The sequence below is a fragment of the Actinacidiphila oryziradicis genome, assembly GCF_005047355.1.
GTDB classification, from domain to species: Bacteria; Actinomycetota; Actinomycetes; order Streptomycetales; family Streptomycetaceae; genus Actinacidiphila; species Actinacidiphila oryziradicis.
Genome location: NZ_SUMC01000002.1, coordinates 157,552 through 179,697 on the forward strand (window position 1 = coordinate 157,552; position 22,146 = coordinate 179,697).

Annotated in this window: 18 protein-coding genes, 1 tRNA gene and 2 pseudogenes; 19 read left to right on the top strand and 2 right to left on the bottom strand. The window is 73.8% G+C overall.

What is annotated here, in order from left to right:
- Positions 1 to 22: 22 nt before the first annotated feature.
- Entirely contained in the window at positions 23 to 505 is a 483-nt protein-coding gene (locus tag FCI23_RS03060; protein ID WP_136721857.1) for a hypothetical protein, read from the top strand.
- A gap of 587 nt (positions 506 to 1,092) precedes the next feature.
- Here FCI23_RS03060 and FCI23_RS03070 read toward each other — a convergent pair.
- Positions 1,093 to 1,174: transfer RNA gene (locus FCI23_RS03070), tRNA-Tyr, on the bottom strand.
- Positions 1,175 to 1,361: 187 nt separating this feature from the next.
- Here FCI23_RS03070 and FCI23_RS03075 point away from each other — a divergent pair.
- Positions 1,362 to 1,853 carry a YajQ family cyclic di-GMP-binding protein gene (locus FCI23_RS03075; RefSeq protein WP_136721858.1) on the top strand — a complete coding sequence of 164 codons (492 nt, stop codon included), beginning with the start codon at positions 1,362 to 1,364 and terminating at the stop codon, positions 1,851 to 1,853.
- Between the two features lie 513 nt (positions 1,854 to 2,366).
- On the opposite strand, the gene FCI23_RS03080 is transcribed toward FCI23_RS03075, so the two are convergent.
- On the bottom strand, positions 2,367 to 2,561 hold the full coding sequence (locus FCI23_RS03080; protein ID WP_136721859.1) for a DUF2795 domain-containing protein: 195 nt from the start codon (positions 2,559 to 2,561) through the stop codon (positions 2,367 to 2,369).
- A 250-nt stretch (positions 2,562 to 2,811) separates the two neighbouring features.
- On the opposite strand from FCI23_RS03080, the pseudogene FCI23_RS03085 reads away from it, so the two are divergent.
- The 17 genes and pseudogenes from FCI23_RS03085 to FCI23_RS03165 all read left to right on the top strand — a co-directional run.
- Positions 2,812 to 2,916, top strand: a pseudogene (locus tag FCI23_RS03085) (UdgX family uracil-DNA binding protein); the annotation flags it as partial.
- Between the two features lie 173 nt (positions 2,917 to 3,089).
- Positions 3,090 to 4,070 carry an NAD-dependent epimerase/dehydratase family protein gene (locus FCI23_RS03090; protein WP_136721860.1) on the top strand — a complete coding sequence of 327 codons (981 nt, stop codon included), beginning with the start codon at positions 3,090 to 3,092 and terminating at the stop codon, positions 4,068 to 4,070.
- A gap of 122 nt (positions 4,071 to 4,192) precedes the next feature.
- Positions 4,193 to 5,836 (top strand): annotated as a pseudogene (locus FCI23_RS03095) (carbamoyltransferase family protein); the annotation flags it as partial.
- Positions 5,837 to 6,210: 374 nt separating this feature from the next.
- Positions 6,211 to 7,236: a glycosyltransferase family 2 protein gene (locus FCI23_RS03100; protein WP_136721861.1), complete on the top strand. Its 1,026-nt coding sequence runs from the start codon at positions 6,211 to 6,213 to the stop codon at positions 7,234 to 7,236.
- A 107-nt stretch (positions 7,237 to 7,343) separates the two neighbouring features.
- The gene (locus FCI23_RS03105) at positions 7,344 to 7,982 is read left to right on the top strand and encodes a D-glycero-alpha-D-manno-heptose-1,7-bisphosphate 7-phosphatase (RefSeq protein ID WP_246143243.1); all 639 of its coding nucleotides are present in this window, start codon (positions 7,344 to 7,346) and stop codon (positions 7,980 to 7,982) included.
- Positions 7,979 to 9,025 carry a glycosyltransferase family 9 protein gene (locus tag FCI23_RS03110; RefSeq protein ID WP_136721863.1) on the top strand — a complete coding sequence of 349 codons (1,047 nt, stop codon included), beginning with the start codon at positions 7,979 to 7,981 and terminating at the stop codon, positions 9,023 to 9,025. Before FCI23_RS03105 ends, FCI23_RS03110 begins: the two co-directional genes overlap by 4 nt.
- Entirely contained in the window at positions 9,022 to 9,990 is a 969-nt protein-coding gene (locus FCI23_RS03115; protein WP_136721864.1) for a glycosyltransferase, read from the top strand. Before FCI23_RS03110 ends, FCI23_RS03115 begins: the two co-directional genes overlap by 4 nt.
- Positions 9,987 to 11,258: a glycosyltransferase gene (locus FCI23_RS03120; protein ID WP_136721865.1), complete on the top strand. Its 1,272-nt coding sequence runs from the start codon at positions 9,987 to 9,989 to the stop codon at positions 11,256 to 11,258. The genes FCI23_RS03115 and FCI23_RS03120 overlap by 4 nt, the downstream gene beginning before the upstream one ends.
- A gap of 126 nt (positions 11,259 to 11,384) precedes the next feature.
- On the top strand, positions 11,385 to 12,032 hold the full coding sequence (locus tag FCI23_RS03125; protein ID WP_136721866.1) for a D-sedoheptulose-7-phosphate isomerase: 648 nt from the start codon (positions 11,385 to 11,387) through the stop codon (positions 12,030 to 12,032).
- Positions 12,033 to 12,387: 355 nt separating this feature from the next.
- Positions 12,388 to 13,788, top strand: coding sequence for a PfkB family carbohydrate kinase (locus tag FCI23_RS03130; RefSeq protein ID WP_169316666.1), 1,401 nt, complete (start codon positions 12,388 to 12,390; stop codon positions 13,786 to 13,788).
- 506 nt (positions 13,789 to 14,294) lie between these two features.
- On the top strand, positions 14,295 to 15,263 hold the full coding sequence (locus tag FCI23_RS03135) for a glycosyltransferase family 9 protein (RefSeq protein WP_407645916.1): 969 nt from the start codon (positions 14,295 to 14,297) through the stop codon (positions 15,261 to 15,263).
- A complete protein-coding gene (locus FCI23_RS03140) occupies positions 15,260 to 16,171 on the top strand; it encodes a glycosyltransferase family 2 protein (protein ID WP_136721869.1) in 912 nt (303 codons plus the stop codon). Before FCI23_RS03135 ends, FCI23_RS03140 begins: the two co-directional genes overlap by 4 nt.
- Positions 16,168 to 17,091, top strand: coding sequence for a glycosyltransferase family 2 protein (locus FCI23_RS03145; RefSeq protein ID WP_136721870.1), 924 nt, complete (start codon positions 16,168 to 16,170; stop codon positions 17,089 to 17,091). Before FCI23_RS03140 ends, FCI23_RS03145 begins: the two co-directional genes overlap by 4 nt.
- A 5-nt stretch (positions 17,092 to 17,096) precedes the next feature.
- On the top strand, positions 17,097 to 18,014 hold the full coding sequence (locus tag FCI23_RS03150; RefSeq protein ID WP_136721871.1) for a polysaccharide pyruvyl transferase family protein: 918 nt from the start codon (positions 17,097 to 17,099) through the stop codon (positions 18,012 to 18,014).
- A 518-nt stretch (positions 18,015 to 18,532) separates the two neighbouring features.
- On the top strand, positions 18,533 to 19,813 hold the full coding sequence (locus FCI23_RS03155) for an MFS transporter (protein ID WP_407645925.1): 1,281 nt from the start codon (positions 18,533 to 18,535) through the stop codon (positions 19,811 to 19,813).
- Between the two features lie 91 nt (positions 19,814 to 19,904).
- Positions 19,905 to 20,480, top strand: coding sequence for a GNAT family N-acetyltransferase (locus tag FCI23_RS03160; protein ID WP_246143254.1), 576 nt, complete (start codon positions 19,905 to 19,907; stop codon positions 20,478 to 20,480).
- A 201-nt stretch (positions 20,481 to 20,681) separates the two neighbouring features.
- Entirely contained in the window at positions 20,682 to 21,887 is a 1,206-nt protein-coding gene (locus FCI23_RS03165; protein ID WP_136721873.1) for a cytochrome P450, read from the top strand.
- Positions 21,888 to 22,146 lie beyond the last annotated feature (259 nt).

Here is a 22,146-nt window from a genome sequence, read left to right on the forward strand (position 1 = left end):
AGTGTGGGGCACGGTCGGCAGCGTGTCCAAGTCGAGCTTCACAGTGACGACATTGGGTCAGAAGGTGACCATCGACGAGGCGTCCGCCACGACATACCAGAAGGGGAAGAGCTCGACCTTGGCGAGTGCCGTTACAAAAGGCAAACCCGTCCTCGTACTTGGGACGGTCAACAGCACGACCATCGCGGCCACGCTGGTCATCGTGCAACCGACTGGCGGCACGACTTCCTCGAAGGCAGGGGTGATCCCCTTCAAGCGCGGTGCACCGGCCGTGTCAAAGAAGGTCGGTCAGATCCCGGCGAACTACACCGAGGGGTCGGGGACGATCGTCACCGGAACGACAGCGAACAAGGCGACGGAAGCTTCGCTGCGCGCCTACCCGGGGGGCGTCGTCGACCGTGTTGTGAAGCTGAGCAACGGCGAGTACGAGGCCCACAACATCGGCGTGGCATGGCCGCACCACGTCTTCGTCAACCAGGCCTTCAAGGTCGTCGGCGCCTTTTAGCCGCCGCGGTAGAGCGCCGGTACGGGGACCGTGAAGTGCTGGAAGCCGTCCATGCGCCCGTCCACGCGTGGGGAGCGCGTGGACGGACTGGGGGCTGGCCCATGACAACCGCGGACCGAAGTGGCGACCGCGAAAGGACGTGCGGCACGTCCCGATCTCCCGCGGTTCGTCACGATGCTCCGGTCGCACATCGAGAGGTACCGCACCGCGCCGGAGGGCTGGCTGTTCCAGACCTCGCGCGGCGGGCTGGACAGGAAAGCGGCTACGACGAGGTCTGGCGACGGGTCCGCAAGCAGTCGCTCACACCCGGCCGTATGACCTACGTCACGCCTGTGTGTCGATCTGGCCGAATTCCGGGGTGGTCTGGACGGCGCGGCGAGCATGGCGAACGCCAGGATCGAGAAGGCGCTGAAGCAGTGGGAGTGAGCCGATTCCCTGCGCCACGCCTGCCCCCACAAGCAGCGGTCAGGAGGGGTCATCGAGTGAGACACGGTGGGACTTAGCCCGCAATTCGGGCCATCTGTCGACCGGCAACAGAGAAGGGCCCGTGCTCTGCGTTTCCGCAGGTCACGGGCCCCTTTTCCCTGTGGCGGCGCGTGGGTTCGAACCACGGTAGGCTGAGCCGGCAGATTTACAGTCTGCTCCCTTTGGCCACTCGGGCACACCGCCTAGGGTTGACGCACGGTGACCGCTTTGTGGCGGCCCTCGGTGGCGACGACGTAAACGATACCCGATTCCCGGGGGTGGTCCGCCACCTGATTGATCAGCGCCGCCCATGGGCGTGGTGGCTAGGCTTGCCACAGCGGGCCGGGCATCGGGCCGCCCCGACGGATCAGAGCCAAGGAGCCAACTGAAGATGGCCGACTCCAGTTTCGACATCGTTTCGAAGGTCGAGCGGCAGGAGGTCGACAACGCCCTCAACCAGGCCGCCAAGGAGATCTCGCAGCGCTACGACTTCAAGAACGTCGGCGCCTCGATCGAGTGGTCCGGCGACGAGAAGATCCTCATGCAGGCGAATTCGGAGGAGCGCGTCAAGGCGATCCTCGACGTTTTCGAGACCAAGCTGATCAAGCGCGGGATCTCGCTGAAGGCGCTGGACGCGGGCGAGCCGCAGCTCTCCGGCAAGGAGTACAAGATCTTCGCGTCCATTGAGGAGGGCATCTCCCAGGACAACGCCAAGAAGGTCGCCAAGATCATCCGCGATGAGGGACCCAAGGGCGTCAAGGCCCAGGTCCAGGGCGACGAGCTCCGCGTCAGCTCCAAGAGCCGCGACGACCTGCAGGCCGTCCAGACCCTCATCAAGGGCAAGGATCTGGACTTCGCCGTGCAGTTCGTCAACTACCGGTGAGCAGCTGAGCAGCTGGAACGGCCCCCCGGGCGGTTCGGGGGGCCCGGGTCAGCCGGCCAGGCGGCTCACGGCCTGCTTCAGGGTCTCCGCCGCGGTGGCCAGGACCGTGACGCCGCGGGCCTGGGCGGCGCGGTCGGCGTCGGGGAGGGCCCTGCCGTGTTCGGCCAGCAGGTGGCGCAGGGCGGCCAGAGCGCTCGGCCGGGACGGGCGGCGTGGGGCCCACCGCCTTGGAGTAGAAGCGGCGCGTCACCTCCACGGAAACACCGGGCGGGTACCCGCGTCCTTACTTGCTTACCCCTGCCGGGCCCGGTTCGCAGTGCGGGGGCGCCCGGCGGGGCGCGTATGTTCGCGTGCTGACAGGTGCCCGCTGCCGCGCGGGCCTCAGCTCTTTCCGGCTGTGCTTTCGGTGGGTCGGGGGGTTCGGCGGCACTGGCGGGGGTAGTCGGGGGCGGTCTCGCCGGCGTTCAGGCGGAGGCGGGCGGGGCCGGCGAAGCGGACGCGCCCGCCGCCCGGTCACTTCTTGCCGAAGACGGCCTTCTCGACGTCCTGCGGGCCGTCGAACCGCTCCCGGCTGTGCCCCTTCAGCTCCTGGACGACCTCTTTGCCGGCCTTGTTGCGCTGGGCCAGATCTGCCAGCGACTTGCCGTCGGCCGGATAGTCGGCGTCCTTGAGGGCCTTCTGCAGCTCAATGGGGCTGACGTTCGTCATCGCTTCCTCCTGTGCGGCTGTACGGATGTGCGGACCATCCGCGGTACCCCGCCTTCGCCAGGGCAATCACGCTTGCGCGCGGCGGCCTCCGGTCATCCGGCTCGGCTGTTTCTCCCGGCGCGGGGCGGGCACGCGCCGGACACGGATCAGTCGCACGCACCGGTGCTGGAAGCGCTGGCGCGGCGCTGGGGGACGCGGGTTCTGCCCGGACGTCCCGGCGGTGGACGGACCGGACGACCGCACCTTCTTCTCCGAGCTGCGGCTCATCGACCCCGAGGTCGTCGTCGTGCTCGGCGCGACCGCCGGCAGGGCCCTCCTCGGGCTGTCCTTCCGGGTGACGAAGGACCGACCAGCGAATCCAATATGTCAGGTTTGATGGGGTATTGACGGGTAACTCGGCGCTGCAGGACCGGTTGCCGGCAACTCCAGCTCGCGGCAAAGCCCTTGCCCAGCGCCTGCGTCCCGCAGTGACCCCTGACCCGAAAACCCCGCCGCCGGGTGGTCTGGGGGCAACCGGAAGGAGAGCATATGGACACCGCCACCGCGACCGCCACCGTCTCCCGACCCCCGTGGGAACACGCCGTCGTCACCGGCGGAGCCGGATTCGTCGGCTCGCATCTCTGCACCGCGCTGCTCGACCAGGGCGCCTCGGTGACCTGCGTGGACGACTTCTGCACCGGATCCGCCGAGAACGTAGCCCATCTGACAGGACGGCCCGGTTTCACGCTGCTGCAGGCCGATGTGACAAAGCCGTTCGAGGTGGGCAGGGCCGCCGGCCTCGTGCTGCACTTCGCCTCCCCGGCCTCGCCCTCCGACTATCTGCGGCTCCCGCTGCACACGCTGGAGACCGGCAGTCTCGGCACCCGCAACGCGCTGGCCCTCGCCCATCGGGACGGGGCCCGGTTCATTCTCGCCTCCACCTCCGAGGTGTACGGCGACCCCCAGCAGCACCCGCAGAACGAGCGGTACTGGGGCAATGTCAACCCCGTCGGTCCGCGCAGCGTCTACGACGAGGCCAAGCGGTTCGGCGAGGCCCTCACCGTCGCCGTGGCCGCCGAGCGCGGCACCGACACCGGCATCGTGCGGCTGTTCAACACGTACGGGCCGCGCATGCGTGGCTACGACGGCCGTGCGGTGCCCACCTTCGTCCGGCAGGCGCTGGCCGGCGAGCCGCTCACTGTCACCGGCGACGGCCTGCAGACCCGTTCCCTGGCGTACGTCGACGACACCGTGCGCGGCATTCTCGCCATGGCCGCCTCCGACCTGCGCGGCCCGGTCAACCTGGGCAACCCGGCCGAGATCACCATGCTCGAACTCGCCCGCACCGTCATTTCACTCGCCGGCTCCAGGTCCGCCGTCGGTTTCATCGACCGGCCCACCGACGATCCGGCAGTGCGCTGCCCCGACATCACCCTCGCCCGCGGCAAGCTCCAGTGGGAGCCGCGGGTCGACGCGGTGGAGGGGCTCGCCCGCACCATCGCCTGGTTCCGCGAACGGCAGAACGGCTGAACGAGGGGCCTCTGTCCCCCCGGGCCGGCCGGGGGTCTCAACGGCCGCCGTTGGCCACCTCGCCCAAGGCCAACTGTCCCAAGGCCCCTGCCGAAAGGCAGCCTGCGAAAGGCCACCGCATCATGCGCATCCTCGGAATCAACGCGCTCTTCCACGACCCGGCCGCCGCCCTGATCGTCGACGGGCACACGCTCGCGGCCGCCGAGGAGGAGCGGTTCTCGCGACGCAAGCACGGCAAGCGGCCCGTGCCCTTCTCCGCCTGGGAGGTCCCGGAGCGGGCCGCTGCCTGGTGCCTGGCCGAGGCGGGGCTGCGGCCGCAGGACCTGGATGCCGTCGCGTACTCCTTCGATCCCGGCCTCGCCCGGCCCGCCGACGAGATGGGCCTCGACGACCCCTGGGACCATCTGCGGGTCGCCTACGCCCGCGAGGCTCCGGGGTTTCTGAGCACCGCGCTTCCCGGGCTCGACCCGGACATCGTGCGGTTCGTTCCGCACCACATGGCGCACGCCGCGTCCGGCGCGTTCGCGGCGCCCGACGCGGAGCCGTGCTCGGTACTCGTCCTCGACGGCCGGGGCGAGGCCACCTCGCACCTGGCCGCGCGGCGGGTCGGCGACCGGCTGGAGCCGTTGTGCGGGCAGGAGTTGCCGCACTCGCTCGGGCTGGTCTACGAGGAGCTCACCGAGCACCTCGGCTTTCTGCGGTCCTCCGACGAGTACAAGGTGATGGCGCTCGCCTCGCACGGCACTCCGCGCATGCTCGCCGAACTCCGCCGCCATGTACACGCCACCGGCGACGGCGGGTTCCGGGCCGCCGGAGTGCCGTGGGACGAGCTGTGCGCCCCTTGCCGGCCCGGCCAGGCGTGGACGCAGGAACATGCCGATGTCGCCGCGAGCGCGCAGGCGTGCCTGGAGGAGACCCTGCTCGACCTGGTGCGCTGGCTGCACGGCCGGACCCACGACGATGTGCTGACCATGGCCGGAGGCGTGGCGCTCAACTGCGTGGCCAACTCCCGCATCGCCCGCGAGGGGCCGTATCCCCGGGTGTGGGTGCAGCCCGCCGCCGGCGACGCCGGCACCGCCCTGGGCGGGGCGCTGCTGCTCGCCGCGCACGGCGGCGACGCCCCCGGGCCGATGGCCGGGGCCGACCTCGGGCGGGGCTGGTCCGACGCGGAGCTGGAGGCGTGGCTGAAGTCGGCCGCCGTGCCGTTCGACCGCCCGGCGGACATCGCCGGAACGGTCGCCCGGGCGCTGGCCGACGACGCGATCGTCGCCTGGTTCCAGGGCCGGTCCGAGTACGGGCCCCGGGCGCTTGGGCACCGTTCGCTGCTGGCCCATCCGGGCCGGGCGGGAAACCTGGAACGGCTCAACGATGTCAAGGGCCGTGAACAGTTCCGGCCGGTGGCGCCGATGGTCCTCGCGGACCGCGCCGCCCCGATCTTCGACGGGCCGCTGCCCAGCCCGTACATGCTCTTCGTGCACGATGTCGCGCCGGACTGGCGCGACCGTATCCCGGCCGTCGTGCATGTCGACGGCACGGCGCGGGTGCAGACCGTCGACCCGGCCGCCGAGCCGCTGGTCGCCCGGATGCTTGCCTCCTTCGAGCGGCTGACCGGCCTGCCGGTCGTCATCAACACCAGTCTCAACACCGCCGGACGCCCCATGGTCGACGACCCGCGCGACGCCCTGGAGTGCTTCGGCTCCGCCCCCGTGGACCTTCTGGCCATCGGCCCCTTCGCTGTCCGGCGCAGCGCCTTCTTCGCGAGCGGCCGCCCGGACACGGCAACCGCCTCCGGCCGCGCCTCCAGCGGTGCGCACGGCCCCGGGCCGGCGCCGGTGGACGGCACGCACGCGCCGGCCTCGGGCGAGGCGTTCGGCCTGAACCCGCGGTCCGCTGCCCGGGAGCACCCGGCGCCACCCGACGTGCCGGACCCCGGGCCGGTGCGCGGCACACACGACGGTGTGCCGGACACGGCGGACGGTGCCGCAACCGCCGAACACGGGAACGGGGACGGAGCGGGTACCGGACAACCGGTCATCGACGGCCACGGGCCGGGGGGCGGCACGTGCGGCGGGCGGGATGCCATGGCCAGGGCGGGGGAGCTGCCGGGTGCGCCGGGTGGGCGGGACGACGGGGTGGGCGTATGAGCGTCCTCGCGACGGCTCCCGACCCCGGGTACGCGGTCGTCATTCCCACTCTGGGGCGCCCGAGTCTGGATGTGTGCCTGCGTGCCCTGGCCGATTGCCATGGGCCGCGGCCCCGGCGGATCGTCCTCGTCGACGACCGCCGGCTGGACGACTGTGCTCCGCTGCCCGCTCGGATCCCCGAGGTGCTGCGCGGCCTGGTCGAGGTCGTCCCCGGCTGCGCCCGTGGGCCCGCCGCGGCGCGGAACGCCGGGTGGCGGGCCTGTCCGGAGCCCTGGATCGCGTTCCTGGACGACGACGTCGTACCTGGCCCGTCCTGGGCGGCGGACCTCGCCGCCGATGTCGCGGCGGCCGGCCCCGGGACGGCCGGGGTCCAGGCCTGCATCACCGTCCCGCTGCCGCAGGGCCGCAGGCCCACCGACTGGGAGCGGGCCACCGCGGGGCTGGCCAGGGCCCGGTGGATCACGGCGGACATGGCGTACCGGCGCGCCGCCCTGGAGCAGGTCGGCGGCTTCGACGAACGCTTCCCGCGCGCCTTCCGGGAGGACGCCGACCTCGCTCTGCGGGTGCTGGACGCCGGTTGGGAGCTGACCCGGGGCACCCGCCGCACCACCCATCCGGTGCGGCCCGCCGACCGCTGGGTCTCGGTCCGTGTCCAGGCGGGCAACGCCGACGACGTCCTTATGAACCGGGTGCACGGCCGATCCTGGTGGGGCCGGGCCGGAGCCCCGCGCGGCCGTCTGCCGTGCCACCTGGCGGTGACGGCCGCCGCCGCGGCGGCGCTGGGCTGTGCGGCGGCGCTCCGGCCACGGACCGCCGCGGCCTGCGCGGGGCTGTGGCTGGCGGGGACCGCGGAATTCGCCTACGCCCGTGTCGCCCCGGGACCGCGCACGGCTCCCGAGATCACCGCGATGGCGATGACCAGTGTCCTCATCCCGCCCGCCGCCGCCTACCACTGGCTGCGCGGTGTGGTCCGGCACCGTGCCGTCGCCCCGCGCGGCGCCCCCACCGGGAAAAAGGTCTAGGCGCCGCCATGCGGATCTCCACCCTGCGGCACCGCAGCGGACCCGCGAAACCCTCGGTAGTCATTTGTTCCAGGTTTGTTATGTTTTCTTCGGGCTACTCGTACACCATGCGTATCTCTACGTCACCGGAGCACCAGGCAGCAGTCGACGGCGGTCCGTGGCTGTTCAGCCCGGACCGGCCTACCGCTGTGCGGACTTCGTCGCTCTTCCTGCCGGAGGCGGTCCTCTTCGACCGCGACGGCACGCTCGTCGAGGACATCCCGTACAACGGCGACCCCGAATTGCTCCGGCCGATGCCCGGAGCCCGCGCGGCCGTGGCGGCCGCGCGCTCGTTCGGGCTGGCGGTGGGGGTGGTGAGCAACCAGTCCGGGGTCGCACGGGGGCTGCTGAGCCGCGAGCACGTGGAGGCGGTACGGCGGCGGGTGGACTCGATGTTCGGACTGTTCGATGTGTGGGCGGTGTGCCCCCACGGCCCGGCGGACGGGTGCGGCTGCCGTAAGCCGGCGCCGGGGCTGGTTCTCGCCGCCTGCGAGCGGCTGGGGGCGGACCCGGTCCGGACCGTGGTCATCGGCGACATCGGCTCCGACATGGCGGCCGCCGCGGCGGCCGGTGCCCGGGGGGTGCTGGTACCGACCCCGGTGACACTGCGGGCGGAGGTCCGGGGGGCGGCGGAGACGGCTCCGGATCTGCTGGCCGCCGTAAGCGCGGTGCTGCCGGCCGGTGCCCGGGCCGGAGGAGCGCGATGACGGCGGGGCCGCGCACCCTGGTCGTACGGCTGGACAGCGCCGGCGATGTGCTGCTGGCCGGTCCGGCGGTGCGGGCCGTGGCGGCCGGGTCGGCGTATACGGCGATGTTGTGCGGGCCGCTCGGCGAGGGGGCCGCGCGCTTGCTGCCGGGGGTGGACGAGGTACTGGTGTACGAGTCGCCGTGGACGGGTTTCGAGCCGCCGCCGGTGCGGCGGGAGGATCTGGCGGCGCTCATCGCGCCCCTGTCCGCTGGCCGCTTCGACCGTGCGCTGGTGCTCACGTCTTTCCACCAGAGCCCGCTGCCGGCGGCTCTGCTGCTGAAGGCGGCCGGGATCGCGTGGGTCGCCGCCGACAGCGAGCACTATCCGGGGTCGCTGCTGGACCTGCGGCACCAGCGGGCGCCGCACCGGCATGAGGCGCCGGCGTCGCTGGACCTGGCGGAGGCCGCCGGGTTCGCGCTTCCGCCGGGGGACGACGGGGCGCTGCGGATCACCGCCCCGCCGGACGCGACGCCGCTGACCGGGGCGGGTCCCTACCTGGTCGTGCACCCCGGCGCGGCGGTGCCCGCCAGGGCGTGGAGCCCGGAGCGGGCGGAGCAGGCGGTGGCGGCGCTGGGCCAGGCGGGGCATCGGGTGGTGGTGACCGGCGGGCCCGGTGACAAGGAGCTCACCGCGTCCGTGGCGGGCAGCCACGGGCTGGACCTCGGCGGACGGACCAGCCTGCCCGAGCTCGCCGGAGTGCTGGCGGGGGCGCGGGCCGTGGTCGTCGGCAACACCGGCCCCGCCCACCTCGCGGCGGCCGTCGGCACGCCTGTGGTCTGCCTGTTCGCACCGGTCGTTCCGGCCGAGCGCTGGGCCCCGTACCGGGTGCCGCATGTGCTGCTCGGGCAGCGGGACGCGCCGTGCGGCGGCAGCCGGGCCCGGGTCTGCCCGGTGCCGGGGCATCCGTGCCTGGATTCGGTGACCGACGCCGAAGTGCTCGGGGCGGTCGCCTCGCTGCTGACCGCCGACGACGACCGCCCGCACCGGGAGGTGACCGTATGAACATTCTCCTGTGGCATGTGCACGGCTCGTGGACCAACGCGTTCGTCCAGGGCCCGCACACCTACCTCGTGCCCGTCACCCCGGACCGGGGGCCGGACGGGCTGGGCCGGGCCCGCACCTTCTCCTGGCCGGATTCGGTCAAGGAGCTGTCACCGGAGCAATTGCGGGACGCCCCAGCCGACCTCGTCGTACTGCAACGGCCGCACGAGGCCGCGCTCGCCGAGCAGTGGCTCGGCGGCCGTCGTCCCGGGCGGGACGTACCCGCGGTCTACCTGGAGCACAACGCTCCCGACGGCGACGTCCCGCACACCCGCCACCCCTGCGCCGGGCGCGACGACCTCCTCCTGGTGCACGTGACCCACTTCAACCGGCTGTTCTGGGACAACGGCGGCACCCGCACAGCCGTGATCGAACACGGCATCGTCGACCCCGGCCACCGCTACACCGGACGGCTGGCCCGCGCCGCCGTCGTCGTCAACGAGCCGGTCCGGCGCGGCCGCACCACCGGCACCGACCTGCTGCCCGCACTGTCCGACGCGGTCCCGCTCGATGTTTTCGGCATGCGTACGGAGGGGCTCGCCGAGCACCTGGGCGTGGCTCCGGACCGCTGCCGCAGCGCCGACCTGCCACAAAGTGAGCTGCACGGCGCCATGGCCGAGCGCCGCGTGTACATCCATCCGGTGCGCTGGACCTCGCTGGGCCTGTCCCTGCTGGAGGCCATGCACCTGGGCATGCCCGTCGTGGCGCTGGCCACCACCGAGGCCCACGAGGCGCTGCCACCGGGTACGGGGGTGATCTCGACCCGGCCGGAGATCCTGGCCGCCGCCGCCCGCGGCTATCTCCTCGACCCGCGGGCAGCGGCCGAGGACGGGGCCCGGGGCCGCCGCGCGGCCCTCGAACGATACGGGCTCAAGCGCTTCCTGGACGACTGGGAGCACGTAATGGAGGAGGTGACCCGCGGATGACGCGTACCGGTACCGAGCAGACCGGCCGAAGCACCGGTCAGGCCGATGCCCTCGACATCGCGCTCGTCTCGGAACACGCCAGCCCGCTCGCCGTACTGGGCGGAGTCGACGCGGGCGGCCAGAACGTCCATGTGGCGCATCTCGCCGGGGCCCTCGCGGACCGTGGCCACCGAGTCACGGTGTACACCCGGCGGGACACGCCCGGTTTGCCCGGCGGGGTGGAGCTGCGGCCCGGCGTCGAGGTACGGCATGTGCCCGCCGGGCCCGCGCGGCAGATCGCCAAGGACGAGCTCCTGCCGTACATGCCGCAGTTCGGCCGGCTCCTGCTCCGGGACTGGGCGGGCGCTCCGCCCGACCTGGTGCACTCCCACTTCTGGATGTCCGGCCTCGCCTCGCTGCAGGCGGCCGGTGAGCTGGACCTGCCGCTCCTCCAGACGTACCACGCGCTGGGCACCGTCAAGCGGCGTCACCAGAAGGACGCCGACACCAGCCCGCCGGACCGGATACGAATAGAGACCGAGGTCGGACTGGGCTCCGACCGGATCATCGCCACCTGCCGCGACGAGGTCACCGAGCTCGCCGCGATGGGCCTGCCGCCCCGGAAGGTCGCGGTCGTGCCGTGCGGCGTCGACCCGGAGCGCTTCACCCCGCACGGGCCCGCAACGCCCCGCGACCGCGACCTCAGGCGCCATCTGCTGTTGCAGGTCGGCCGGCTCGTGCCGCGCAAGGGGGCCGCCGTCTCCATCGCGGCCCTCGTCCGAATGCCGGACGCCGAGCTCGTCATCGTCGGCGGCCCGCCGGCCGACCGGCTCGACGCCGACCCCGAGGTGCTGCGGCTGCGCGCGATCGCCGCCGAGGCGGGGGTCGGTGACCGGGTGCGCTTCACCGGAGGCGTCCCCTGCGAGGACGTTCCCGCCCTGCTGCGCGGTGCCGACGTGGTGCTGTGCCCGGCGGACTACGAGCCCTTCGGCATCGTGCCGCTGGAGGCCATGGGCTGCGGCACCCCGGTCGTCGCCACCGCTGTCGGCGGCCAACTCGACACCGTGGCCGACCCGGGCACCGGCCGGCTGGTCCCGCCGGGCGACCCGGTCGCACTCGCCGGGGCCGTCGCCGGACTGCTCGCCGACCCCGCCCAGCGTGCCGCCTGCGGGGCTGCGGGCCGCCGCCGTGTCCTCACCCGTTACGGGTGGCAGCGGGTCGCGGCGGCGACCGAGGACGTCTACCGCGAGGCCTTGGCCATGCGGCCCACCGTCCCGGGAGTGGCATGAACTTCTGGCCGAACGTCCGCGCCGAATGTCCGGCCGCCGAAATCGACCGCTCACGTGTGAAGGAGGCAGGGCCGCCACCGCCGTCCGTCGTCCATCGTCCGTCCGGACGGCGCGGGCCCGACCACCATGATCGATTCCCTTCGCGCAGCACACCAGCACTGCCAGTCCCTGCAGGACGCCCTCGGCCACTTCCGCGAGCACGGCCTGCGCCAAATCGCCGACTGGGGCGGCCGGCTCGCCACCGTCCTCCCCGTCGGCGGCAGACTGCTCGCCGCCGGCAACGGCGGCAGCGCCGCGCAAGCCCAGCACCTCACCGCCGAACTCGTCGGCCGCTACCAGCACGAACGCCCGGCGTACTCCGCGATCGCCCTGCACGCCGAAACTTCCAGCGTCACCGCCATCGCCAACGACTACGGCTTCGAAGAGCTCTACGCCCGCCAGGTCGCCGCCCACGGGCGCCCCGGCGACGTCCTCATCCTCCTCTCCACCTCCGGACGCAGTCCCAATCTGCTCGCCGCCGCCGACACCGGCCGTGCCGCCGGGCTCCAGGTCTGGGCGATGACCGGGCCCCGCCCCAACCCGCTCGCCGCCCGGGCCGACGAATGCCTCTCCATCCGCTCCGGCAGCACCGCGACCGTCCAGGAGGCGCACCTCGTCGCCCTCCACCTGCTCTGCGAGGCCTTCGACGCCGTCACCGCTTCCCCGCCCCCGGCCCCGGCCGGGGTGACCGCCCCGCCCCGGCCCACGGCCGCCCGGCCGAGGAGGCCCGCATGACGCGGGGCACCCCGCGGCCGCGCCCGGCTCCGGTCGCGGTCCCGGCCGCGGTCGCTGGCAAGGTGCCGGGCGGGGCCGCGAATGGTTCTCCGCAGGGGCGCGGTGCGGGGTCCCGAGGTGGTGCCACGCGGCGGCAGCTGCGCGGGGGCGGCGGACCGGGGCGGCGGCGCCTGGATCTCCGGCCGCGTCGGCCGGGGCGTGGCATGTACTGGCGCGTGGCATGTACTGGCCGGCGCGCCGGGGCAGGTCGGCGTCGGCAATCGAGCGGGGTGCCGCTCGGGGGCGGGTTGTGCCGGGGAACGGGCGCGGCAAGCGGGGCGGCAGGCCGGCCGGGGCCGGCGGATCGGAGGCATACGTGAACGCCAAGAAGCCACTCGTTGTCGTCGGCGACGTCCTGCTGGACCGGGACATCGACGGCGAGACGACTCGCCTCGCACCGGACGCGCCGGTGCCCGTGGTGGATGTGGTCCGGGACCGCTGCCGTCCTGGCGGCGCCGGGCTCGCCGCGGCGCTCGCCGCGCGCGACGGGCGTGAGGTCATCCTGGTCACCGCGCTGGGCGAGGATCCCGCGAGCGGCACGGTGCGCGAGGCCCTGCGGTCGCGGGTGCGGCTGGCCGAGCTGTCGCTGGACGGCACCCTGCCGGTCAAGACCCGGGTGCGGGTCGGCGGACGGCCCCTGGTGCGGGTGGACCACGGCGGAGGGACGCCCGGCGGGCCCGGCGATGCGGTGCGGGCCGCCCTCGCCGGGGCCGGGGCGGTCCTGGTCGCCGACTACGGGCGCGGCGCCGCCACCGCCGTACGCCAGGATCTGCTCCGGGCGGCGCGGCGGCTGCCGCTGCTCTGGGACCCGCATCTCCGGGGCGAGGCGCCGGTTCCCGGGGCGCGCCTGGTCACGCCGAGCGCGGCGGAGGCCTACGCCATGACGCGGGTCGGCGACGACTCCCTGCGCGCCCACGCGGCTCGCGGCGCCCGGCTCGCGGAGCGCTGGCAGGCGGTGGCCGTCGCCATCACGCTGGGCGAACGGGGCGCGATGCTCACGCGGGCGGGCAGCGACAGCCCCATGCTGGTGCCCGCACCCCACCGCGCCGCCGGTGATCCGTGCGGCGCGGGCGACTGCTTCGCCGCGACGGCCGCCGCGGCGCTCGCCGACGGAGCGCTTCCGGAAGAAGCGGTGCAGCGGGCGGTCACCGAGGCCACGGCGTTCGTCGCCGGAGGCGGCGCCGGTGACCACGCGCTGTGGCGGGACCCGTCCGAGGTCCCGGACCTGCGGCCGACTCGGACCATGGACCCCTTCGCCCTCGCCGAGTCCGTCCGGGCCCGCGGCGGAACGGTCGTCGCCACCGGCGGCTGCTTCGACCTGCTGCACGCGGGCCACGTCGGTCTGCTGGAGAGCGCCCGCCGGATCGGCGGCTGCCTCATCGTCTGCATCAACTCCGACAGCTCCGTCACCCGTCTGAAGGGCCCGGGGCGGCCGCTCACCCCCGAGCCGGACCGGGTCCGCATCCTGAGCGGGCTGGGCTGCGTCGATGCCGTCGCCGTATTCGGGGAGAACACCCCGGAGGCGCTCCTGCGCAGGCTGCGCCCCGATGTCTGGGTCAAGGGCGGCGACTACACCGCCGACGCCCTCCCGGAAGCCGCCGCCCTCCGCGAATGGGGCGGCCAGGCCGTCGTACTCCCCTACCTCGACGGCCGCTCCACCACCGAACTCGCCCGCCGCGCGGCGCTGGCCCGTACCGCCTCGGAGCCGCAGCGATGAGCCGCCCAGGCCGCACGGTGCCGCCTTCCGGCACGGAGCGCGCCCCCGATGCGGGTCCCGCACCGACGGCCCGGGGCGCCCTGCCCCACGCGGACCGCCGCCAGCCGTGCGGGACGGCCGCGTCGCCGGGGTCCCGGGCGGCGCCCGGCGCTGCGGCGCCCGGGGGCGAGCACGCCGGTCCGTCGGCAGTGACGGGCCTCAGCCCATCCCCGTCCGGATCCGAGCACCGGCCGGGCCGCACGAACCGGCCCGCACCGCCGGACCGCAGCACGCCACCCGTCAGGGCCGCACCCGACAGGGCGGCACCCGAGCCCGACCGCGGAGGCCGGCCCTCGGCGCCGGACCATGGCACCGCCCCCGCGAGGCCCGCTGCGCCCGACCGCGCCCCGCCCGACGAGGCTGCGGGCAGGACCGTATGCCCGGGGCCGCCTACAGCATCGGGCCGTATCACCCCGCCCGGGAGCGCCGGCCCGCGCGGCACCGCGCCGTCCGGGCAGCGGCGGCTTGTGGTGTTGCGGGCGCTGGGGCTGGGGGACCTGCTGACCGCTGTGCCGGCTCTGCGGGGGCTGCGGCGGGCGTATCCGGGTCACGAGATCGTGCTGGCGGCGCCGGGCCGGCTGGCGGAGGCGGCCGGGGCAACGGGGGTGGTGGACCGGCTGCTGCCGGCCGCCGCGCCGGGCCGGGCGGTGCCGGGCGCGATCGACTGGGCGGGGCCGCCCCCCGGCATCGCCGTGGACCTGCACGGGAACGGGCCGCCGAGCCGCCGCCTGCTCCAGGCACTGCGACCGCACCGGTTGTTCGCGTACGCGGATGGCGGCCCGCCCTGGTGCGAGGACGAGCACGAACGGGACCGCTGGTGCCGGCTGCTGTCCTGGTACGGGATCCCGGCCGACCCCGGGGACGTGCGGATCCCGGCACCGGACACCCCCTCGCCCGTTCCCGACGCCACGGTCGTGCATCCCGGGGCGGACGCGGCCGCGCGCCGCTGGCCGCCGGAACGCTTCGCGGCCGTGGCGGGGGCGCTGCGGGCGGCGGGGCACCGGGTGGTCGTCACGGCGGGGGCGGGCGAGGGGCCGCCGGCGCACCGCATCGCGCGGCTGGCGGGGCTGCCGGCCTCCTCGGTGCTGGGCGGCGCGGCCGATGTGCCGTTCATGGAGCTCGCCGCGCTGGTCGCGGGCGCGAGGGTGGTCGTCGTCGGGGACACCGGCCTGGCGCATCTGGCCACCGCGCTCGGTACGCCGTCCGTCGTACTGTTCGGCCCGGTCGCGCCCCGCCTGTGGGGGCCGCCGGACGGTCCGCGCCACCGGGTGTTGTGGCATCCCGGCCCTGACGACCCGCCCCGGCCGGGCGACGCCCACGGTGAGCGGCCGGACGAGCGGCTGCTGCGGATCACCCCGGCCGAGGTCCTCGACGCCGTCGGCCGGCTGCCCCGGCCGGGCTCCGAGCTCCTGCTGGTCGCCGGGCGGATGCCATGACCCCGCGAGTCGGGGTCGTTGTGATCACCCGCGACCGCCGCGAGAGCCTGCTGCGTACCTTGGACCGGCTCGCGGCGCTTCCGGAGCGGCCCCCGGTGGTCGTCGTCGACAACGGGTCGGCGGACGGCACCGCCCAGGCCGTCCGGGCCCGGCATCCGGCGGTCGGGCTGCTCACCCCTGGCCGCAATCTGGGCGCCGTGGGCCGCAATCTCGGCGCTGCCGCGCTGGCCGCGCCGTATGTCGCGTTCAGCGACGACGACTCGTGGTGGGAGCCGGGTGCGCTGGCCCGCGCGGTGCGCATGTTCGACGAGCACCCGCGCCTGGCGCTGATCGCCGCCGCGACGAGCGTCGGCGAAAGCGCGGGGCACCCGGATCCGCTCAACGAGGTCCTCGCCGCCTCACCGCTCGGCACGGAAGCGGATCTGCCCGGGCCGTCGGTGCTGGGCTTCCTTGCCTGCGCGGCCGTCGTACGGCGGGAGGCGTTCCTCGGCGTGGGCGGGTTCCATCCGGTACTGCACTTCGGGGCCGAGGAGCGGTTGCTCGCCCTGGACCTGGCGGCGCGGGGCTGGGGGCTGGCGCACTGCCCCGAGGTTGTCGCCCGGCACGATCCCGATCCCGGCGGGCGGCCCGGCCGGACCGCCCGGGTCCGCCGCAATGACCTGCTCACCGCGTGGATGCGCCGGCCGCTGCGGCACGCGCTGGCCCGCACCGCCGGGCTCGCCCGCGACTCCCGTACGGACCCGCAGGCCCGGCGCGCGCTGGCCGGGGCGGCCCGCCGGCTTCCGTCGGCTCTCGCCCACCGGCGCGTCCTGCCCCCGTCGTTGGAGCGACGGGTCCGCGCCCTGGAGCCCGGCCGGCCCGCGCGGCCCGGCCGGCCTGTCCGGACCGCCCGAGGAGACCAGTTGTGAACGATGCCCGGACCACTGTGGTCGTCATAACCCGCGACCGCCGCGACGACCTGCTGCACACCCTCGGCCTGCTCGCCGCCCTGCCCGAGCGGCCGCCGGTGACGGTCGTCGACAACGGGTCTGCGGACGGCACCGCCCAGGCTGTCCGGGCCCGGCATCCGGCAGTGCGGCTGCTCACTCCGGGCCGCAACCTCGGCGCGGTCGGCCGTAACCTCGCCGCCCGGGAGGTGACCACGCCGTATCTGGCCTTCTGCGACGACGACTCCTGGTGGGAGCCGGGTTCGCTCGCCGGAGCGGCCGATCTGCTCGACGCGCACGAAGGCGTCGCCTCCGTCACCGCCCGCATCCTCGTCCACCCCCGCTCGGATCTCCCGGTCGCACCTGCGGAGCCGTACGAGGATCCCGTCATCGCGGAGCTGCGGCACTCCCCCATCCCCGCGCCTGGCTGGCTGCCGGGCCCCGCGCTCGGCTCGTTCCTCGCCGCCGCGACCGTCCTGCGCACCGACGCCTTCCGCGCCGCCGGCGGCTTCTCACCACGCCTGTGGCTCGGCGGCGAGGAGGAACTGCTCGCCGCCGACCTCGCCGCGCTCGGCTGGTGGCTGCTCTACGCCGACGAACTGACGGCCCATCACTGTCCTTCGCCGCACCGCGACCCCACGCTGCGCCGGCGGCACGGCATCCGCAACACCCTGTGGTTCAGCTGGCTGCGCCGCTCCGCGCCCGCCGCCCTGCGCCGGACCGTCCGCCTCGCGGCCACCGTCCCCCGGGACACCGTCTCCGTGCGGGCCTTCGCGGAGGCCGCCGCCGGTCTGCCCTGGGTACTGCGCGAACGGCGCCCCCTGCCGCGCGCCGTCGAGGAAGGGCTACGGCTGCTGGAGGCACCGCAGAACGCGTCCACTGCCCGCCGCTACGTCGGCTGACCCCCATGCCGGCCACCACGCGCGTGCTGCTCACCGGATGGTTCAGCTTCCTGGAGGGGGAGGCCACCGCGGGAGACGTGCTCGCCGCCGAGGCGGTGCGGCACGCGCTCCAGCGGGCCTCTGTCCCGTGCGAAACGGCCTGGTCCCCCATGTTCCGCCCGGACGCGCTGCACCTGGACGCCGCGGACCCGGCCGACTACACCCACCTGGTCTTCGTCTGCGGGCCGGTGCACTCCACGCCGGGACGCGCCGACGGCCCCGCGCCGCTCCTCGATCTGCACCGCCGGTTCGCGCGGTGCCGCCGGATCGCCGTCGGCGTCTCCGTGCCCGACCCGGCCGACCCGGCCGCGACGGGGTTCGACGTCCTGCTGCCGCGGGACGGCCCGGGGCTCGCGGGCGCCACCCCGGACCTGAGCCTGCGCGCCCCCCTCCCGCCCCGGGTGCCACTTGTCGGCGTCATCCTCACCGAGGGACAGCACGAGTACGGGGCGCGCCGCCACCACGCACAGGTCGCCCGGATCCTCGGCGACTGGCTGCGCGGGCTCGAAGCCGCCCGGATCCCCCTCGACACCCGGCTGGACACCCGTGACTGGCGGCTCCCGGCGACCCCCGGCCAGCTGTACTCGATGGTCTGCCGGCTCGACGCGGTCGTCACCACCCGTCTGCACGGGCTCGTACTCGCCCTGCGAGCGGGCGTGCCGGCCCTGGCCATCGACCCCGTGCGGGGCGGTGCGAAGGTCACCGCGCAGGGCGCGGCGCTCGGCTGGCCCGCGGTGCTGCCCGCCGAAGGGGCCGCGCCCGCTGCTCTCGACCACTGGCTGGCATGGTGCCTGTCCCCCTCCGGCCGCGGCCTCGCCCGCACCGCGAGCGGCCTTCCCCACCGCGACCCCCTCGCCGACCTCATCGGCCACCTCCTCCAGTGACTGGATTGTGCCGACGCTGCGGGCAGGCGTGCCGCAGGCCACAACACCGGCCGCCGCCTCCCACCCCCCAAGAACCCCCAAAATCGTACGAGTGTGAGCAAAACCACCCGGGCACCACAATGCCTGGTGAGCCCGGGGGAACGGCACTTTCGAGGCGTCGGAACAGGAAGGCGGGATTCCGGTAGCGGGCGGTCGTCTGTGAAGATGGCACGGCCCGCCGGTCTGCCCCGCCTCATCGTCGAGTGCGGGACGCGATCAGCACCACGATCAGCACAGGCCGCGCACCCGGACCAATGGGCTCCGCCCCGGTTCGGGGTCTGTCCTGCTGCCCGTACACCGCCCTGCCGGGGCTTCACGAACGTAGTGCTGTGACTTTTTCCGCCCCACCCGCCCCTTCCGCCACCACCGACCCGTCCGTCGCCGCCCAACCCGGCGACGCCGCCCCAGCACCCACCCGACGCGGTGCCTGGCGCGGACGCGGGGGCAGTGCCTCCTGGCGCTGTCTGCGGTACCCGAGCATGCGGTGGTGGTCCACCGCCAACCTCGTCTCCAACGCCGGTACCTGGATGCAGCTCACCGTCCAGAACCTGCTGGTGCTGCAGCTCACCGGCTCCGCCGCCGCCACCGGCCTGTCACTGGCCGCACAGGCCGCTCCCGGTCTGCTGCTCGGCGCGGCCGGCGGAGCCGCCGTGGACGCCCTGCCCCGCAAGCTGGTCGCGGCCGTGACCCAGACGGTGCTGGCGCTCGTGGCCTTCGCCACAGCCGCCCTCGTGGCGTTCCACCTGCTCAGCGTCGGTGGACTGATGGTGCTGGCAGCGATCACCGGTCTGGTCGCCACCCTCGACGGTCCGGCCACCTCCCTCCTGGGCAATGATCTGGTCCCACCGCAGGATCTGCCCTCGGCCATCGCCCTGGGCTCGGTGGTGCACAGCGTCGGCCGCCTCGCCGGCACGGCCCTGGCCGCCGTCGTCGTGGGCCTCTTCGGCACCTCGACGGCGTATCTCGCCAACGGGCTGTCCTTCCTCTTCGTCGCCGCCGTCATCCCCTTCCTCCGCCCGGTGGCCGACACAGCCCCGCCAACGGAGCCGGTCGCGCCGAGGCCACGCCGGACCGCCCGTACCGCAGCGCGGAAGGCCACCCGCGAGCCCGGCAGCGCCGCCTTCTTCCTGCGCCGGCCCCGGCTGGTCGCACTCGCCGGGATCACCGCCCTGAGCTCGGTCTTCGGTCGCAACTACACCCTCACCCTGGCCGTCCTGGTGACCGGCCCGCTGCACGGTGGCACCAAGTCCTACGGCGTGGTCTCCACCGTCCTCGCCGTCGGCGGCATCGCCGGCGCCATCCTCGCCGGGCGGCTCCGCAGCCCCTCCGTCCGACTCGTCGCCACCCTGGCCGCCGCCGGAGCCGTACTCCAGGTCGCCGCCGGACTGTCCCCCTCCCTCTTCCTCCTCACCGCCCTGGTGCTCCCCATGGCCGTACTGGAGTCCGTCTCCGACACCGCCGGCACCACGGTGCTGCAGACCGACCCGCCCCCGCACATGCGCGGCCGCGTCCTCGGCGTGTGGCGCAGCGCCAGCACCGGCTGGGGCCTCGCCGGTCCCCCGCTCCTCGGCCTGCTCCTCCAGTTCGCGGGCGCCCGCGGCGCCCTCGCCATCGGAGGCCTGATCATCGCCGGAGGCATCGCCGCAGGCGCCCTCGGCCACGGCCGCGTGCTCCGCCCCGCGCCCGCACCCGAGCCCGTCCCTGTCGTCCCCTTCCCTGGTCAGCGTCATGACTCCGGCCGTCCCTGGCCGGCCGTATGACGCCACCCGGCCCCACGAGGTTCGGCTGCGCCGAAGACACCGAAAGGCCCGTCCAGGCCGGACGCCCTCGGGGCGGGCTACGCTGCGGATCGTGACGCCGGAAGCAGCCAGCGATGTGACCGCCGAGCCCGCCATTCTCGACGCTGCGCAGCTGGCGTCCGACCCGGAGCTGAGGGCCCGCTTCGCGGAATCCGCGCACCGCATCCTGGCGGAGCTGGTCAGCGGCGGCGCCGCCCTGGGCTGGGTCGAGCCGCCCTCGCCGGACGACGTCGCGGAACTGATCGATCACGTCGTATCCGCGGCACAGGCCGGGGACGCGGCCCTGCGCGCCGCCTACCTGGACCGGCGTCTGGTCGCACTGGGCTACTGGCGCCGCTACGCCCGGCCCACCCACTGGCCTCACGCCGACCTGGAAAGGGTCGCGGTCGATGCCGCCATGCACGGCCACGGCATCGGGCGGTCCCTGACCGCGGCCCTGGTCGAGGACGCCCGGGCGGCCGGCATCGAGGTGCTCACCCTGGACGCCCGTGGCGACAATGCGAACGCCCTGCGCCTCTACCGCTCACTGGGCTTCACCGAATACGGCCGTCTCCCCGGCTTTGTCGCCTTCGCGGGACGCCGCTACGACAAGGTCTTCTACATGCTGGACCTCCGTCAGGAGGCCTGACGGCCGGCCCGTCTGCCCCGGGCCCCGTATTCGAGGCGGCCAACTGGGCGGGCGCTGCCTGTCAGGGCACGTACAACCATCCCTTCATATGGACTAATTGGGACCGATTGGTGCGTGCCTCTGCGGATGATCGGGTACCTATGCCCCGTACAGCCTAATAGGTCCCTATTCATCAGTCAGATCCCATATCTGGAGCTCCACATGAAACCCGGTTCTACCGCGCGGGACTGTCCTTTCGACTATGCCGAAGCACTCGAATTCGACCCGCAGCTCAAGAGCCTGCTGACGGACGAGCCCATCGCCCGCATCCGGCTGCCGCACGGCGAAGGCGAAGCCTGGCTCGTCACCCGCTACGAGGACGTGCGTACGGTGACCACCGACCGGCGTTTCAGCCGCAGTGCCATCATCGGCCGGAACTTCCCGCGTATGACACCTGAGCCGATTGTCCAGGACGAGGCCATCAATGTGATGGACCCGCCGGCCAGCAGCCGCCTGCGCAGCCTGGTCTCCAAGGGTTTCGCGCCGCGCCACCTGGAACGCATGCGGGTCCGTACCCAGCATGTCGTGGACGAGCTGCTGGACCAGATGGACCAGCACGGCTCCCCCGCCGACCTCATGGAGCACCTGGCGGGCCCTCTGCCCCTCACCACCATCTGCGAGGTCCTGGAGATCCCCGAGGCCGACAGCTCGCAACTGCGCGCTCACGCACGGACCATGATGGACACCGGTATCGACAACCGGGACAGCGCCGTGCACGCCAAGGCCGAAATGCGCGCCTATTTCGAGACGCTGACGGCGCACCGGCGCCAGAACCCCGGCGACGATCTGATCAGCGCGCTGGCCACCGCCCGCGACGGAGATGAGATTCTCAACGACCAGGAACTCACCGTCATGGCGATGGTCCTGCTCATCACCGGCCAGGACACCACCACATACGAGATCGGGAACATCGCCTACACGCTGCTCACCCGGCCCAAAGAGCTGGCCATGCTGCGCGCCCGCCCCGAGATGCTCCCGCAGGCTCTCGAAGAACTGCTGCGCTTCATTCCGTTCCGCAAAGGTGTCGGCATCCCCCGCGTCGCCACCGAGGATGTGGAATTGAGCGGGGTGAAAATCCGGGCAGGAGATATCGTGCACGTCTCCTACCTGACGGCCAACCGGGACAGCCGGAAATTCGAACGGCCTGACGAACTCGATCTGGAACGCACCACTCTGCCTCACATGACCTTCGGCTGGGGTGGGCATCACTGCCTCGGTGCGCCGCTCGCCACCACGGAACTCCAAATCGCACTCGGAACCCTCCTGGAGCGGTTCCCTGGTCTGAAGCTGGCCAAGCCGGCCGAAGAAGTGCGCTGGAATACGACATCGATCTGGCGCTACCCGCTCGAACTGCCCGTCACCTGGTAAAAGTGGCGCCCCACCGCAGGCCGGTGGAAGCCGGCCGCAGCGGGTAGCCGCGTGGCGGTGCGGTCGTACCCGTGCCGGACAGCGCCCGGTTCCGGTGGGCGTGCGGGCCACGATCAGGACCGAGGACCTTGCCTTATCGATGATGCGTCAGTCCATGGTGCACGGCAACCGGAATCACCTGGCTCATTGCGTGTTGCGTTCCGCTCGACATGCGGCCCGCCTCCGCCTGCCGTAGCGTGATCAGCGGTGGCCAACCGCG